Annotated in this window: 15 protein-coding genes; 11 read left to right on the top strand and 4 right to left on the bottom strand. The window is 44.1% G+C overall.

Going from position 1 to position 14980, the window contains the following annotated elements; genetic code table 11:
- Positions 1 to 85: 85 nt before the first annotated feature.
- The 3 genes from KJS52_RS21045 to rlmD all read left to right on the top strand — a co-directional run bounded on the left by KJS52_RS21045 (position 86) and on the right by rlmD (position 3613).
- Positions 86 to 541: a MarR family winged helix-turn-helix transcriptional regulator gene (locus KJS52_RS21045; protein WP_213519230.1), complete on the top strand. Its 456-nt coding sequence runs from the start codon at positions 86 to 88 to the stop codon at positions 539 to 541.
- Positions 542 to 619: 78 nt separating this feature from the next.
- Positions 620 to 1900, top strand: coding sequence for an MFS transporter (locus KJS52_RS21050; protein ID WP_213519232.1), 1281 nt, complete (start codon positions 620 to 622; stop codon positions 1898 to 1900).
- Between the two features lie 93 nt (positions 1901 to 1993).
- Complete coding sequence (rlmD, locus tag KJS52_RS21055) at positions 1994 to 3613, top strand: 23S rRNA (uracil(1939)-C(5))-methyltransferase RlmD (protein ID WP_213519234.1); 1620 nt, start codon at positions 1994 to 1996, stop codon at positions 3611 to 3613.
- A gap of 434 nt (positions 3614 to 4047) precedes the next feature.
- Here rlmD and KJS52_RS21060 read toward each other — a convergent pair whose 3' ends face one another.
- Positions 4048 to 4629 carry a TetR/AcrR family transcriptional regulator gene (locus KJS52_RS21060; protein WP_213519236.1) on the bottom strand — a complete coding sequence of 194 codons (582 nt, stop codon included), beginning with the start codon at positions 4627 to 4629 and terminating at the stop codon, positions 4048 to 4050.
- A 173-nt stretch (positions 4630 to 4802) separates the two neighbouring features.
- On the opposite strand from KJS52_RS21060, the gene KJS52_RS21065 reads away from it, so the two are divergent.
- Together KJS52_RS21065 and KJS52_RS21070 are read left to right on the top strand one after the other, a co-directional pair.
- Complete coding sequence (locus KJS52_RS21065) at positions 4803 to 5981, top strand: MFS transporter (RefSeq protein ID WP_246563833.1); 1179 nt, start codon at positions 4803 to 4805, stop codon at positions 5979 to 5981.
- Between the two features lie 450 nt (positions 5982 to 6431).
- A complete protein-coding gene (locus KJS52_RS21070) occupies positions 6432 to 7436 on the top strand; it encodes a carbohydrate-binding protein (RefSeq protein WP_213519240.1) in 1005 nt (334 codons plus the stop codon).
- Between the two features lie 506 nt (positions 7437 to 7942).
- On the opposite strand, the gene KJS52_RS27935 is transcribed toward KJS52_RS21070, so the two are convergent.
- Positions 7943 to 8023 (bottom strand): putative holin-like toxin, encoded by an 81-nt coding sequence (locus tag KJS52_RS27935; protein ID WP_373871379.1) that lies wholly within the window; start codon positions 8021 to 8023, stop codon positions 7943 to 7945.
- Positions 8024 to 8270: 247 nt separating this feature from the next.
- Here KJS52_RS27935 and KJS52_RS21075 point away from each other — a divergent pair, with 247 nt between their 5' ends.
- Entirely contained in the window at positions 8271 to 8711 is a 441-nt protein-coding gene (locus tag KJS52_RS21075; protein ID WP_213519242.1) for a MarR family winged helix-turn-helix transcriptional regulator, read from the top strand.
- A 19-nt stretch (positions 8712 to 8730) separates the two neighbouring features.
- Positions 8731 to 9318, top strand: a complete 588-nt coding sequence (locus tag KJS52_RS21080) for a DEAD/DEAH box helicase family protein (protein ID WP_213519244.1) — start codon at positions 8731 to 8733, stop codon at positions 9316 to 9318.
- Between the two features lie 428 nt (positions 9319 to 9746).
- On the opposite strand, the gene KJS52_RS21085 is transcribed toward KJS52_RS21080, so the two are convergent.
- Together KJS52_RS21085 and KJS52_RS21090 are read right to left on the bottom strand one after the other, a co-directional pair.
- Positions 9747 to 9854: a putative holin-like toxin gene (locus tag KJS52_RS21085; RefSeq protein ID WP_213519246.1), complete on the bottom strand. Its 108-nt coding sequence runs from the start codon at positions 9852 to 9854 to the stop codon at positions 9747 to 9749.
- Between the two features lie 137 nt (positions 9855 to 9991).
- Positions 9992 to 10852, bottom strand: a complete 861-nt coding sequence (locus KJS52_RS21090) for an Hsp33 family molecular chaperone HslO (protein ID WP_213519248.1) — start codon at positions 10850 to 10852, stop codon at positions 9992 to 9994.
- A gap of 98 nt (positions 10853 to 10950) precedes the next feature.
- Between KJS52_RS21090 and KJS52_RS21095 the strand changes: the two genes are divergently transcribed.
- From KJS52_RS21095 to KJS52_RS21110, 4 genes are all read left to right on the top strand, one after another.
- The gene (locus KJS52_RS21095; protein ID WP_213519250.1) at positions 10951 to 11697 is read left to right on the top strand and encodes a MerR family transcriptional regulator; all 747 of its coding nucleotides are present in this window, start codon (positions 10951 to 10953) and stop codon (positions 11695 to 11697) included.
- Positions 11698 to 11815: 118 nt separating this feature from the next.
- Positions 11816 to 12487 carry a response regulator transcription factor gene (locus tag KJS52_RS21100; RefSeq protein ID WP_213519252.1) on the top strand — a complete coding sequence of 224 codons (672 nt, stop codon included), beginning with the start codon at positions 11816 to 11818 and terminating at the stop codon, positions 12485 to 12487.
- Positions 12484 to 13974 carry a sensor histidine kinase gene (locus KJS52_RS21105; RefSeq protein WP_213519254.1) on the top strand — a complete coding sequence of 497 codons (1491 nt, stop codon included), beginning with the start codon at positions 12484 to 12486 and terminating at the stop codon, positions 13972 to 13974. Before KJS52_RS21100 ends, KJS52_RS21105 begins: the two co-directional genes overlap by 4 nt.
- A 128-nt stretch (positions 13975 to 14102) precedes the next feature.
- Positions 14103 to 14966 carry a carbohydrate ABC transporter permease gene (locus KJS52_RS21110; protein ID WP_213519256.1) on the top strand — a complete coding sequence of 288 codons (864 nt, stop codon included), beginning with the start codon at positions 14103 to 14105 and terminating at the stop codon, positions 14964 to 14966.
- The last annotated feature ends 14 nt before the right edge of the window (positions 14967 to 14980 follow it).

Below are 14980 nucleotides of genomic sequence, written 5' to 3' on the forward strand. Positions count from 1 at the left end.
TGCAGCTAAATTGAAAATTCCAATTGCTTTACATTAGTTTAAAGGTATATAATTGTCATGACAACTAATTTAGGAGCGATATATAATGAAGGAAAAACGCCAGCTGCTATCGGCAGGATTTTTACTAGGTGTGACACATCGCCGAGCGGTTGCATTATTGCAGCATCGGCTGCGCGATTACGACATAACACCTGAGCAGTGGTCTGTTCTATACCATGTCACCAATGAGGAAGGCATGATTCAAAAAAGCATTGCTGAGCAAACCTTCAAGGATAAACCGACGGTGACTCGCATTTTGCATCAGCTTGAGCAGAAAGGCTATATCGTGCGCAAGGCTGACCAGATCGATCGCCGCTCATTGCGCATTTACAGTACGGAACGGGGAAGAAGCTTGATTACCGAAACTGAGTCGATAGAAGAAAGCATTTCGCAGGAGGTCATTAACTGCTTGGGCGAGCAGGGACATGAGCAGCTTGTACAAAGCTTGAACCTGCTGAACAGCTACTTAAGCAAGGTGAAGCTGGCAGAGGAGGAAGAATAGCTGTATCGCTCAAGGGCGGCGGATTGAATAGATGAATTTCGATAAATATAGATAGATCAACAGGAGTGAGAGAACAACATGAGTGAACCAACATCAATACAAGAATCGGCTCGGCAAAAGCCAGCTCTTTGGACGAAGCAGTTTGTTACATTAACACTGGCTTCGTTTCTTTTATTTTTGAATTTGCAAATGCTGCTGTCCACGTTTTCCATGCACATAAAAAGCAATTTGCATGGCGGAGATATGCAGGTAAGCTTGGCAACAAGCGTGTTTGCAGTAACGGCCATTGTTGCCAGACTGCTGACGAGCAGCTGGATTAAACGGTGGTCGAAGGATGCGGTGCTTACGGCTGGCTTAATTATAGCCGCTGCATCAACTGCTCTGGCCGCACTGCCGGAGTCCGTTGCACCGTTGCTCGTTATGCGCGCCATCTATGGTTTGGGCTTCGGCATTGGCAGTACCGTCATTCCAACGCTCGTATCGCAAATTATCCCGCCGCAGCGCATGGGCGAGGGGATCGGTTACTTTGGCTTGTCCACTAGCCTGGCAATGTCAATTGGTCCAGCCACAGGCATGAGCATTATGAAGGAATATGGCTTTACAACGCTGGCGATCATCGGAGTAGGCGCGGTGCTGTGCATGTTTCCAATGCTGCTGCTGTCTGGCGCCTATAAGCTGGGCGGTAAACGAAAGGAAGCAGCGGCTTCTCAACAGGCTCAGCGGATGGAGCAAGCGGATATGGCAAAGCAGGCAAGTGCAGGTGCTGTACGATCACGTTCTATTTGGCGCTTTACGATTCTTTTTCCGGCGTTGCTCAATATGCTGATCTCCATCACATATAGCGGAATTTTAAGCTTTATCGCGGTATATGGCGAGGAGCTGCAGCTTGCTCAGGTCGGGTTGTTCTTTATGTTCAATGCGCTAACGATTTTATTAGTTCGACCAATTGCCGGGAAAATTTTTGATCGCAAAGGCCCGCTTGTCGTACTGCTGCCAGCGGCAGCTTTTGTTATCGTGAGCATGATTGTGCTTTCCTATACGACCAATATGCTGACGCTAATTGTTTCTGCGCTATTGTACGGGGCAGGCTTTGGCTCGATTCAACCTACGCTGCAGGCGTGGATGCTGCGCTCTGCCAGCAAGGAGCAGTATGGTGTAGTAAACGGCATATTCTACAATGCAACTGATTTGGGTGTGTCGATTGGCGCGATTGTACTCGGCGTTATCGTTACTTTCAGCTCCTATAGCATGATGTATCGCTTGTCCTCTCTATTTATGGTCATATTCCTGCTGGCAATAGCCGGCTTTGCCTGGAAGCAAAAAAGCAAAGCGCAGGACGGACAATCGGCAGTACAGTAAAAGGCAGTGCTTGCTATTATACTTTTTGAACTTCCTCTATTAGGATATAATAAACGAAGATAACAGTAAGATCGGATGAAAGAGGACTATAAAATGACAAAGCAATCGCAACATCGTTCGGCAGCAAAGGATAAACCGCAGCAGGCAGCGCAAGCAAGGAAGAGTGTGAATAAGCAGCAGCAGGCAGAGGGCACAAAAGCTGGCAAGCAGTCTGTTCGAGCAGGTGGCAGACCGACAGCAGCGGCTCGTGAACATGCCAGTACGCACGGAGGCAACCGGAAAAGCTCAGGGGCAAGACGAGATCAGCAGCATAAAGGCGCTCGCCGCAATCAACGCGCTGCTGACTCCACAGCTGAGGAAGCAGCAGTTGGTGATCGCATTGTCGTGACAATTAAACGAATTGGCATCAATGGCGAAGGCGTCGGCTATTACAAGCGCAAAGCGGTATTCATCGACGGAGCCATTACCGATGAAGTCGTAAAAGCAAAAATTACAAAGGTGGAGCGCGCCTATTTGCAGGCGGAGCTTGTCGAGATTGAAAAGCGCTCGCCTGATCGCCAGAAGCCGCCATGCCCGGTTTATGAGCTATGTGGCGGGTGTCAGCTGCAGCATATGACGTACGAGGCGCAGCTGAAAGCGAAGGAAGAAATCGTACGCGAGGCGTTCAGCCGTTATGCCGATCGGCGCGAGCTGCCGCTGCGTCCAATTTACGGGATGGAGGAGCCGTGGCATTATCGCAACAAAGCCCAGCTGCAGCTAGGCTGGCAGCAGGACAAGCTTGTAGCGGGCCTATATGCTGCGAATTCTCATAAGCTGATTGATATTAGCGAGTGCACCGTGCAGGAGCAGCCGATCAATGAAGCGTACAAAGCTTTAAAGCAGCTGATGCGGGAGCTTGATATTGAGCCTTATGACGAGCGAACGCGCAGCGGTTCAGTTAAAACCATCGTTGTTCGCGTTGCCAAAGCAAGCGGCAAGCTGCAGGTAACCTTTGTGACAGCTACCGATCGTTTGCCGCAGCAGCGGCAGCTGGTGGAACAGATAAGAACTCATTTGCCACAGGTCGTAACGATTGCCCACAACATTCACAAGGAGCGCAGCTCCGTTATATTTGGTGCGAAAACAGTTATTTTATGGGGAGAGGAGCGCTTGCCTGAAACGCTGGGCAGTGTCCAGTTTGCATTGTCGCCGCGCGCGTTTTTCCAGCTTAACCCTACGCAAACGGTCAAGCTTTACGATGCAGTAAAGGAAGCGGCTGCGCTTAGCGGACATGAGCTGGTTGTCGATGCATATTGCGGCACCGGCACAATCAGTCTGTGGCTGGCCGAGAAAGCGCGAGAGGTGCGTGGAGTCGAGCTGATTGCGGAAGCGGTGCAGGATGCAAGAAGCAATGCGCAATTTAGCGGCATCGACAACGCCTTGTTCTATGAAGGAAAAGCCGAGGAGCTCATTCCACGCTGGGTACAGCAAGGCACAAGACCCGATGTCATCGTCGTCGACCCGCCGCGCACAGGGCTCGACGCTGCGCTAATTCAGGCGGTATTGCAAGCCAAGCCGAAGCGTTTTGTCTATGTGTCCTGCAACCCTTCGACGCTGGCAAAGGATTGCAGGGAGCTGCTTGCTGAGGGCTACGAGCTCGAATGGGTGCAGCCGGTGGATATGTTTCCGCAGACGGCGCATGTGGAAGCAGTAATATTGATGGTTCGAAAATGAGATGTGTCAGTATCGCTCAAATGTAATGTTAACTCAACTGGGAGCACGGTGTGACCGATTACAAGAAAATAATATGCGGGGCGTTAGTTCAGTAGAAGAATGTTTCGCTGGTAACGATAGGTTAGGGTCCTATCCCCTTGGCTCCACCAAAACGAACATATAAGACACGCCGATTCAGGCGTGTTTTTGCGTTTTGTGAAGTATTGAAGGGGGTCGGACCCCCAAGGGTTCGTTCCGAGCGGACGGAGCGAAGCGAAGGAACAGCACTTTACAATGCATCGTTAATACCGCAAGGGCTGCGCTTGAGTAGGAACCCTGAGAACTGTAAGGTCGCTAGAACTACCGGATAATCAGATGATCTCGATGGACAAACTAATGTTACATTACTTTTGTTTGAGACATGCATTCGACCAGTCCATTGAAAAATTTGTATTTTATTTGAGCAATATAAGTATTGACTCTACACAATTCTGGATAAATGATCGCTCGGGACGTGATTTCATCATTACGGTAAGTCCGATTAAAGAAACAACGAATGTCTGCGCTAAAGCTTTCGGGCTCATACTGATGGTAAGCTCCCCTGATCGTATGCCCCGTTCAATCGTTTCCTGAAAGAGAGCCGAAAGGTACATTTGGTGTTCCCTTGTTAGGATTTCGAATTTTTCGTCATGAGGCGCAAGTTCCACCATCGTATTGATGCAAAAGCATCCTCTCTTGTGATTTTCTCCATAAGCCTCTTCAACTAAACCTTCGAAAAAAGCTCGGAATGCTTCTTTTATAGACGGTTTATTTTGAAGTGTGGTTCGGACATGGATGGCGTGAAATTGCGTGTATTTACGCAATGCGGTTTCAAACAGTGTTTTCTTATCTCCGAAGGCTGAATAAAGACTAGGCTTTTGAATACCCATTTTTGACGTCAAATCGCTTAAAGATGTAGCTTCGTAACCCTTTTCCCAAAAAAGCTTCATCGCTGCATTTAACGCTTGATCCTCATCGAATTCGCGCGGCCGAACCATATATAACCTCTCTCTTTTACATACTGGTAAGTATATTATGATTTTATCAAATGATATATATTTGTCAAACACTTGACAACAAATTGAGTTATTTGTTATTGTTTTTGCAGAATCATTATGTACCGAACGGTATGTTATAAGTGTTGCTGAATAATTCAAAGGAGATGTAATCATTGCATACTAGATCCATTCCCGTCACTTCCGTATCTCGCAAGTTGGCACTATTGTTTGCAGTTGCATGCGGGATGTCGGTTGCCAACATCTACTATGCGCATCCGCTTCTTGACGAACTGTCGAGAGAGTTCGGTATTGCACATTCCATGATTGGTATCATCATGACTGCAACTCAGATTTGTTACGCATTGGGATTGTTTCTATTAGTGCCGCTCGGTGATTTGCTGAATAGACGTCTTTTAATCGTCTGTCAAATGCTCTTATCTGTTGTGGCTTTAGTTGTCGTTGGCACTGCCTCCACAAGTACGGTACTCATCGCAGGTATTTCTGTAGTTGGACTACTCGCCGTAATTGTACAGACGCTTGTAGCATACGCTGCAACGTTAGCTGCCCCATCTGAACGTGGACGTGTAATTGGCATGGTAACAAGCGGCGTCGTAATTGGTATTCTGCTTGCGCGAACCGTTGCGGGCATATTGACGGATCTTGCCGGTTGGCGTTCGGTCTACCTCGTGTCTGCTGCATTAATGTTCCTTATGGCTGGCACGTTATTTCGGGCATTACCGAAAGCTGAGCGCGAAAAATCGGATCTGTCTTACTCTAAATTGCTTCGTTCGGTAATTTTATTGTTTGTACAAGAAAGGAATTTACGAATCCGTGGTGTACTGTGTATGTTGATTTTTACCGTATTCAGTATTCTGTGGAGTTCCCTTTCATTGCCCCTAAGCGCACCGCCACTATCTCTCTCGCATAGCACGATCGGGGCGTTTGGTCTTGCTGGGGTTGCCGGAGCTTTAGCGGCGGCTAAGGCAGGACGTCTCGCGGACCGAGGTTTGGGGCAGCGGACAACCGGGATTTCGCTGGTCCTGCTGCTAGTATCATGGTTGCCGCTCGGCTTTACCGAATATACATTGTTGGGATTGATAATTGGAATTATTATTCTCGACTTTGCGGTGCAGGCCGTGCACGTAACGAACCAGAGCATGATATTAAGCGTGCGCCCTGAATCGAGCAGCCGTCTCACTGCAAGCTATATGATCTTTTATTCCATCGGCAGTGCAAGCGGTTCAATCGCTTCGACCGTAACCTACGCCTACGCAGGCTGGATCGGTGTGTGCGTACTAGGTGCCTCTGTGAGTGCCATTGCCATTCTCTTTTGGGCATTGACTCGCCGTTGACTTCTTTGATATCGTCAGAAATGTCGTTTTTTTGTATACAAGTATCATCAACATGTGGAGTGCTGTGTGGCGCTTGGGGTAGTTCCATGTCTCTGTTACTTGAGAATAATTGGAATTATTTGGTTAAATATAGGCAATAGAAGAAAGTAAAGAGGAAGAGCTACCTATTCTTCTATTGCACTCGTTGAGGATTGAGGGATTCCGGAGAAATATAGATACGGATAAATTGGTAAGCCGCCTTCGCATATGCAAGGCGGCTTTTTTATATCATCGTGAGGACTGATTAGGTGAACAATCGGAACCATCTGTTTCACGGGACATTAAAACGAGGATACTCAACATGATTGCGATTTCATAAATGGCGCTTACTTACATACATTTAAACTATACAGTTAAAACCTGTGGCTCGTCCCATGGGTGAGCTGTAGATAAATACAAGGAGGTTTGATAATGACAAATAAAAAGTTTTCTTTTAAAGCCCTTTCGCTTATGGTAGTTTTAGCAGTATTCATATCCACATTTTTTGCAGTCAAACCGGTGAATGCAGCCGCTAGAGGAGCATGGACTCCAAATACTGCATATGCAGTAAATGATACAGTAACCTATAGCGGAAGTACGTATACCTGTCTTCAGGCACATACTTCTCTCGTAGGTTGGGAACCATCCAATGCTCCTGCTTTATGGCAGAAAGGCGGCAGCGGCGGAACCACACCACCACCGACAACAAACGGAGTAACATTCTATGCAGATATAAACTATGGCGGAAAAGCAGTAACACTTGGAATAGGCAATTATACGCTGTCTCAGTTGAACGCAAAAGGAATTCCGAATGACTGGATGTCCTCTCTCAAGGTTCCTAGCGGCTGGACTGTTGAAGTATATGAGCATGATAATTTTGGAGGAACAAAATGGACCTATACTTCAAATTCTTCCTGGGTCGGCAACGCGGTCAATGATAAAATGTCATCGGTAAAGATTTATACGGGATCGCCATCTCCTTCTGTAACAAAGCCTGCCGAAGTTCCAAGCCACATATGGACATACGTAATGAATGTGGACAATAGATTTGGGAAAGGCGGAGATTTTGCTTTATTGCTGAGTGCTGTTATCAAAAAGGAAAGCAGCTTTGGAGCAGGCCTATCAGGCAGTCCATCAGCCGGCGACGGATTGATGCAGGTAGAACCAAACACACGCAATGCTTATTTATCTCAATTCAGCTCGAGATTTGGCCGTACTTATAATCACAGCAGCGAACAGGATCAGGTAAGCATGGGCGCAATGATTTTAGATGAAAAGATTATTAAGTTCGGTAACATATATAACGGCTTATTACACTATAATGGAGGAGATTACTGGTATCCGGGAGCTACAGATTCTTATGGCCGTCCAATTCTGGCGAATCTATATGCAGACGAAGTTTATGCAACATATAAGAGATATGGTGGTAAGCATTAGAATGCATTTTTGACGCAAAACGAACTTATCGAATCCGAAAGAGCTCACGTTATCTCAGCGTGAGCTTTTTCTTATAAACAAGCTCAGTTCGTAAGGATCACAGCAGATCCGGTGGTTGTTCATCTTACAGGTTAGATTTTTTTTCGTACGCAGTCTGCACATGTGGAGTGTGTGTGGTGGATATAGTGAAGGAGTAGTACAGAACTTATATCCCCTTTTACATAAGGGTTTTGGAGTTTTTACAGGTTTGTATTTCCTTGAACCTGGTGAAAGAATTTAAGAAAATTTGAAAAAGGCATGAAGTTATTGTAAGCATAGGGCTAGACATGGTATCATAGGTATACATACATGTAAATTAATATATGTTTAATTCTTTGGGTATACTGCATCAAGGAGCCGTGCGGTCAACACAGCTCCTTGATGCAATAGCAATAGCCGCTTTAAGGGCGGTAGGCTTCAACAAATAGGGTAATGATCAAATAGACCGATACCTTTGTCCAGGCGGTCTATTTGCGTTTAAATGACAGTATAGCTACAATCAATAAACCGAAAGTAAGCATCAGCATAAGTGATTCGAATACTGTCATAAGGCGTCATCCTCCTGTCTGTGGAGGAGTAGCCGACCGCGCCTATACGCCTATTCTATTGCTTCGTAGATTATAACATGTCCGCATTGATATTGAATAGAGTTAGCTCAAGAAGTAAGGAACTGGCCGTCCATCCGATTCCCTTCACAACAGTTTGGGTCCTGAGCGGGTTATCTTAATACAACTTGACCATAGTGCAGCAGTATATTTATAATGTTAGGTAGGCTAACTAACAACTGGAGGTAATATGAACATATTTCAAAGTTTAGATGCATGCTATAAATACTTTAATCGCAACTTAAGTGCTATGTTTCAGAAAGAAGGGTATGGAGAGATAACGTTTAATAGCTATCAATACATCATTGCTATTTATAAGTTGCACAAAGAAGGCGATCTGGCGACTATAACAGAAATTGCAAATAGATTAGGGATAAAAAAATCTTCCGTTGCGCAAATGGTTAATACCTTGTTAGAGGGCAACTATCTGATAAAAAAGGAAAGTTCAGTAGACAAAAGAAGTTTTACTCTGGAATTGAGCGATAAAGGCTACAAAATGATGAGGCTAGAGGCTGTTTTTTCCGAGAACTTTTTGAAGCACTTTTATAATCCGTTAAATGAGCAAGAAATCAAGACGTTTGAAGAGACAATGGAGAAAATAGCTACAAACCTGTTGCGAGGAATGGATTAGTAGAGAAGAGGTGTGAAAAATGATCATTTGGATAAATGGAGCATTTGGCGCAGGGAAAACAACTTGCTCTTATGAATTAACTAAAAGATTGCCAAATTCGTTTGTTTACGATCCTGAAAATATCGGTTATTTTATACGGAAAAATATACCTAAAGAACTGCATGAAGCGGATTTTCAAAACCATGAACAGTGGCGGTTATTCAATTATAAAATGTTAAAATATTTAGCTGATTCTTATGATGGTATTATTATCGCACCTATGACATTGGTTAACCGTCAATATTACGATGAAATAATTGGTCGACTTATTAAAGAAGATATTGAGGTAAAGCATTACATACTTTATGCAGAGAAGAAAACGATAGAAAAACGCCTTAACAAACGATTGGAACGGGGTAATACTTGGGCAAAATCACAAATTGACCGATGTATTTATGCGTTTAATCACGATATAACCGAACAAAAAATTATAACTGACGACAAAACGGTTGACAGTATTGTGGAGGAAATAGCCGAAAAAAGTGGTGTAGCTTTGCTAAATGACAAAAGAAGCCGCTTCAAGAAATTGCTTGATAGATCGGTTACACTTATAAAGCATATACGGTAACTTCAAGTTCACCTCTAATGAATAATGCATCAAAAAGAATTGATACCGCATCAAGAAACATTAAAGCATCACCGCAAGCGGTCTATCGGGCACCGCAGGTACTTGTTACCTGGCTTCCGCCACAAGGAATGGAAGGTCAGCCAATCTTGCAGAGTTCCTCGCATAAGTCTTAGTTTACCGAGTAGATTTGAGATAAGGTTATATATTTTGAAAAGGAATGAAGGTATTGTAAGCATAGGGCAAAGCATGCTATCATATGTATACATACATTAGATTAATATATAATTACTTCTTTGGGTATACTGCAAAAAGGAGCCGTGCGGTAAACACAGCCCCTTGATGCAATAGCAATAGCCGCTTTTAAGGGCGGTAGGCTTACCAATCAATAGGATTATGGAATGGATCGCAACCTTTGAGCGGGGGGCGATCTATTTCTTTTTGGTCATGTATATCAAAAGCGTAATGAACAACGTCATTAGCGCCACAATCCAGATTCCAAATTGAATCATAACGGAAAGTGCTTCATACACTGACATAAGGCATCATCCTCCTTTCTGTGGAGGAATAGCCGACCGCCCATAAAGCCTAGAATATTCTATTGCTGCGTAGATTATAACATGTCCACATTGATATTGAATAGAGCCAGGTCAAGCTGAACTGCTGCGGAGCATATCTAGAGAAGATTTTTCAGTTCTTCTGGATGAAACATATATTTACTACCACACACATTGCATGCAAATTCAATCGTACTGCCGCTAATGCATGCGTTCAATATCTCCTCCTGACCTAGGGCATACAGCATGGAATAGAACATCTCTTTTGAGCATCCACAGTATAGTTGCATTGGTTTGGTCTCAAGAAATTCTGCATCGTCAAATATAGTAAAAGGCAGTTCTTTCATGGTATCTTTGTCCGTTGCATTTAAGAAAATCGGTTTACTGTCAGTTATTATTTTTCTTATTTGCTGCAGCAACGTAAGTGGAGAACCTGGCAGCAACTGAACGAGAACTGCTCTGCTAAGTGCAATCTGATCTTGCTCATTAAAAATAATGTAGGTCGAAATCCATGTAGGAGTCTGTTCGCTTTGCGAATAATAATAAGAAATATCATCGACAATATTTCTGTAAGGCATATCGGTTATCCCAGTAATGATGCTGTTCATTCCGATATCGTTCGTCATCTGAATACAACCTCTATCACCAATAAATTGTTCGACCGTGAATGGACTAATTTCCTCATTAAGAGCGTTTAGCAGATCATCACCGATAAATCCTCGCACGTTTCCTTCAGCATCAACATCTGCATATACTTTATAGTTTCTTTTGCTGGCACTGACCTTTAGACTAATACGATGATTTTCCTTTAACAATCCAGTTAACAAACTTGCACAACTAACCGTTCTAGCCAGCAATGTTTTCAAAAGCTTATTCGTGTTTTGATTGGAGCATATCTTACGGATTAAATCCGTATTTTCTGTAAAAAGTATGCGAGCCTGCTTGTTTGAAGCAAGTATTTTAGTCATATAATTATTCATAACAATTCTAATCCCTTCATGTCGGTGTTTGCTTCAACTTTTATGTTAAAATTGATTATAAATCATGACGTAACGTTAGGTTCAAGGGAGTGCAAAATTTGGTTAAGAAAACATTAAAAATAGGAGTAGTTGCGAAGAAAACAGGACTTACTGTTCGAACCTTGCATCACTATGATCAAATTGGGTTGTTAAAGCCATCAGATGAAACAGAATCAGGTCACCGTCTTTATACAGATTCTGATATCGTACGGCTACATCAAATTGTAACGCTCAAGCAGTTGGGTTTTACTCTTGAAGAAATAAAAGACATGATGAATAACTCTGATTATAATCCGAAGGAAATGCTGAATTTACAGCTATCCCGATTAAACGAGCATATAAACCAGCTGGTTGAGCTTCGAAACAGGCTGCAAGACATTATTGGACTACTTGATGTAGGGGGAGCTGTATCGAGTGAACGTTTCCTCATGACAATCCAAATGATGAAAATGATTGAAAGCCCTTATTTTTCGGAAAAGCACAAGGCGGAGATGTTAAACAAGTATAAGACGATGACTGCGAATGAATTGAGGCAAAATAACGAAGCAGGCAAGAATTTGCTTTCCGAGTTCCGTGCAATGATGGAAAGTGGGAAATTGCCTAGCGATTCCGAGGTTGCGCCACTCGCCAAACGATGGATACTTGAAATAGAATCAGTTGCTCCTGAGGGATTTATTCAATCCGCCGAACAATATTATAGTGAAAATTCGGATGAATCGATTGCTTATGGCATGGATAGTGAGCTTTATTTTTTCATCAAAGAAGCAGTCTCACACATTCACAACCTTTATGAATCACAGCTATAAAATTTCAAGCGAAGTGTTAAGCCCATTACAGGTCCCAACCAGTTAGGTCTTTTTCATATGAAATTCATAAAAACATAGTATGATCATCTGAGCAAAGAGTAATGAAGGTAGGTGCGTTATGGCAGAAGAAATTCTTGTCATCGAAGATGACCAATATATCCAGGAATTAATTGCGGAGTACCTCAAAGCGCAAGGGTACAAGGTGGAGACGGCCAGCAATGGGGCAGAGGGGTACCAAATGTTTAAAACCGGAAATTTTAACCTTGTGCTGCTCGATGTTATGCTGCCAAACATGGATGGCTATTCTGTATGCAAAATGATTCGTCAGCATTCCACGACTCCGATTATTATATTGACTGCTTTAAGTGAAGAAAAGGATCAGCTTCATGCATTTGAATTGGAAGCGGACGATTATCTTGCAAAGCCGTTTTCATTTAATGTGCTGGTGAAACGGGTTGAGGCTGTTCTTCGCAGAACCAAGCTGGATATGAAACCGAAGGATTTAAGTTATGAGCGTCTTCGTTTGGATTGCGAAAGCTACAAAGCTTATCTCGATGATGTGCCGATCGAAATGACGGTGAGGGAGTTTACGATTCTTGCCTATTTGATCGAAAATGCAGGGCGAACGATTACTCGCGAAATGATTTTGGATCGCGTGTGGGGCTATGATTTTTTTGGAGATAGCCGCTTAGTCGATGCGCATATTAAAAATATACGCAAAAAAATCGGAGTGCCGTATATCCAAACGATTAAAGGCGTGGGCTATCTTATTGAGGGCAAAGCACGATGAGAAGACATAAAAGCGTTGCCTTCAAAATATTTGCCGTCACAAGCTCTGTGCTGATCGTATTTGCTTGTATTTTATATTTTACGCTTTACTTTATATTGCCTTCCTTTTATTTGCAGCACAAGAAAGCCGATTTGGCTAATGGAATTGCCGAATTGCTGGAAAATTATCCACAAGGAAATTGGGAAGAAGGGATTAAGCAGGTCAGAGATTTTTCGATTGCCTACAACGCTGCCGTCATTGTAAAAGATGGGAACGACAACATTAAATTTCCTACGATTACGTTAGCACCTGCGGTTTCACTGGAGCGAGATGAGATGGAAGGTTTGGCAAGCTCTGATTGGGTGAAAATATCGACAGAACTGGAAGAAACCAATAATGGGAAATTGCCTGTAAGCAATTATGAGCAAACGGTGATCATGACTGACTTGAGCTTGCCTGGGCATGAGCAGGAGGGAGGCTATACGATGTCAGTCCTCGCTTCTTTGCAGCCGATTGATGAAGCCGCTAGTATGCTGCTAAAGCTGGCTCCTTATATGCTGCTGATCATTTTTGTCATTTCCGTCGGAGGGGCTTATATTTACTCTCATTTCTTCGCGCGGCCGTTGGTTGGTATGAGCAAGGTAGCCAAGAGGATGGCGCAATTGGATTTTTCAGAGCGTTCGCACTACGCATCTGATGATGAGATTGGTGAAATTTCGCAATCTTTAAACAGGCTGGCTATCAATTTGCAGCATTCGATGCAAGAATTGACAGAAGCCAATGCCAAATTAAAAAGCGATATTCAGCTCAAAGAAGAAATGGAAGCGAGGCGACGTGAGTTTGTTGCAACAATTTCCCATGAGTTGAAAACGCCGCTTACGGCTATATCAGGACAGTTGGAGGCGATGATTCATCAAGTCGGGCCCTATCGCGACCGCGATAAGTATTTGGTGCAGTCGCATCGGATTGTCAAGCAGATGGAAAAGCTGGTTTATGAAATTCTTGAGGTTTCCAAGCTGGAAGGTGACAGCTTTCAGCCACAGAGAGCGGAAGTGAATCTGTCCAGGTTGATTGGTGAAATGATAGAACCGATTCGTTACTATTGCGAGCTGCACGGCATTGCGCTTCAAGCGGATATTTCCGAGCCTGTAACGGTAATAGGCGATGAGCGGCTGCTTGCGAAGGCGATTTCCAATATTGTCGGCAATGCCGCCTATTATACTAGAAAAGGAGAGCGCATCATTATCCGGCTGTCTTCGGATTGCCAGTATGCCGGGCTGAGTGTGCTGAATACAGGCGCTCATCTGGATGAGCATGAAATTCCCGACTTATTCAAGGCGTTCTATCGAACGGACAAGTCAAGAAGCCGCCAAACGGGCGGCAGCGGCTTGGGCTTATATATTGTTAAAAAAATATTGGATGTTCATGATGCGATTTACAGCTTGTCCAATCATACCAACGGAGTTGAATTTGTACTCCAATTGCCGAAGAGCGAGCCACTGACGTAAAGGTCAGAGCTCGCTTTTTTATTGTGTCTTCCCCTCATATTTTTCAAATGGCGTTCATTCACTTTTCATGCCAACTTCATACCGGGCACGTATCCTATGGTTTGTAGGAGAAAGGGGTGACTGAAGAAATGAAACGAAAATGGCTGCGCTCCAAATTCCCCATTGCCCTGCTATTTTTAGCCCCGAGCCTAATCGGCTTCACGATTTTTTATCTCGTGCCTTTCATTGTGGGATTCTATTATTCGCTGATGGACAGCCCTACGAACGGATCATTTGTCGGTTTGGATAATTACAGGCAGCTGCTGCAAAGCGCATCTTTTCGCAAAGCCGCCTCTAATACTGCGATTTTTACGCTTACGGGCGTGCCTTTGGTTATGGCCATATCGCTGGGACTTGCGCTGATGCTGAACCGGACGTTGCCTTTGCGGAATTGGCTTCGTGCAGCTTATGTAATGCCGCTCGTTGTTCCCGTCGCCTCGATCATCGTTGTGTGGCAATTATGGTTTGATATGCAGGGGGCAATCAATGCGATTTGGACTTCGTGGGGGAACACACCGATTGACTGGATGAATACATCATGGGCAAGAGCCGTTGTCATGCTGATCTATCTATGGAAGACGATCGGCTACAATATGATCTTATTTTTGGCCGGATTGCAAAATATTCCGGATGAGTACTATGAAGCGGCGAGTTTGGATGGAGCGGGGCCAATCCGCAAATTTATTTCGATTACGCTTGTCTGTCTGACGCCAACCAATTTCTTCGTGTTGATTATGTCTATTATTAGTTCGTTTAAGGTGTTCCGGGAAACATACCTGATTGCAGGCGATTATCCGCATGAAAGCATCTATATGCTGCAGCATTACATGAACAACATGTTTCAGGCGTTAGATTATCAAAAGCTGACGGCGGCTTCCTTTTTAATGGCGTCGGCGATCGTCATCATTGTGACGATATTATTCCGATTTGAACGAAAATTCCACATGAACTAAGGAGGGAAGGGCCG

Origin of the sequence: Paenibacillus montaniterrae (assembly GCF_018403185.1) — a bacterium.
GTDB classification, from domain to species: domain Bacteria; phylum Bacillota; class Bacilli; order Paenibacillales; family Paenibacillaceae; genus Pristimantibacillus; species Pristimantibacillus montaniterrae.

What these genes read in the sequence shown, in the direction of transcription:
- KJS52_RS21060 (WP_213519236.1), bottom strand. Translation starts at nt 4,629, where the DNA reads ATGGTTCGGCCGCGCGAATTCGATGAGGATCAAGCGTTAAATGCAGCG.
- KJS52_RS21110 (WP_213519256.1), top strand. Translation starts at nt 14,103, where the DNA reads ATGAAACGAAAATGGCTGCGCTCCAAATTCCCCATTGCCCTGCTATTT.
- KJS52_RS21105 (WP_213519254.1), top strand. Translation starts at nt 12,484, where the DNA reads ATGAGAAGACATAAAAGCGTTGCCTTCAAAATATTTGCCGTCACAAGC.
- KJS52_RS21090 (WP_213519248.1), bottom strand. Translation starts at nt 10,852, where the DNA reads ATGAATAATTATATGACTAAAATACTTGCTTCAAACAAGCAGGCTCGC.
- KJS52_RS21050 (WP_213519232.1), top strand. Translation starts at nt 620, where the DNA reads ATGAGTGAACCAACATCAATACAAGAATCGGCTCGGCAAAAGCCAGCT.
- KJS52_RS21100 (WP_213519252.1), top strand. Translation starts at nt 11,816, where the DNA reads ATGGCAGAAGAAATTCTTGTCATCGAAGATGACCAATATATCCAGGAA.
- KJS52_RS21070 (WP_213519240.1), top strand. Translation starts at nt 6,432, where the DNA reads ATGACAAATAAAAAGTTTTCTTTTAAAGCCCTTTCGCTTATGGTAGTT.
- KJS52_RS27935 (WP_373871379.1), bottom strand. Translation starts at nt 8,023, where the DNA reads ATGACAGTATTCGAATCACTTATGCTGATGCTTACTTTCGGTTTATTG.
- rlmD (WP_213519234.1), top strand. Translation starts at nt 1,994, where the DNA reads ATGACAAAGCAATCGCAACATCGTTCGGCAGCAAAGGATAAACCGCAG.
- KJS52_RS21045 (WP_213519230.1), top strand. Translation starts at nt 86, where the DNA reads ATGAAGGAAAAACGCCAGCTGCTATCGGCAGGATTTTTACTAGGTGTG.
- KJS52_RS21080 (WP_213519244.1), top strand. Translation starts at nt 8,731, where the DNA reads ATGATCATTTGGATAAATGGAGCATTTGGCGCAGGGAAAACAACTTGC.
- KJS52_RS21075 (WP_213519242.1), top strand. Translation starts at nt 8,271, where the DNA reads ATGAACATATTTCAAAGTTTAGATGCATGCTATAAATACTTTAATCGC.
- KJS52_RS21085 (WP_213519246.1), bottom strand. Translation starts at nt 9,854, where the DNA reads ATGTCAGTGTATGAAGCACTTTCCGTTATGATTCAATTTGGAATCTGG.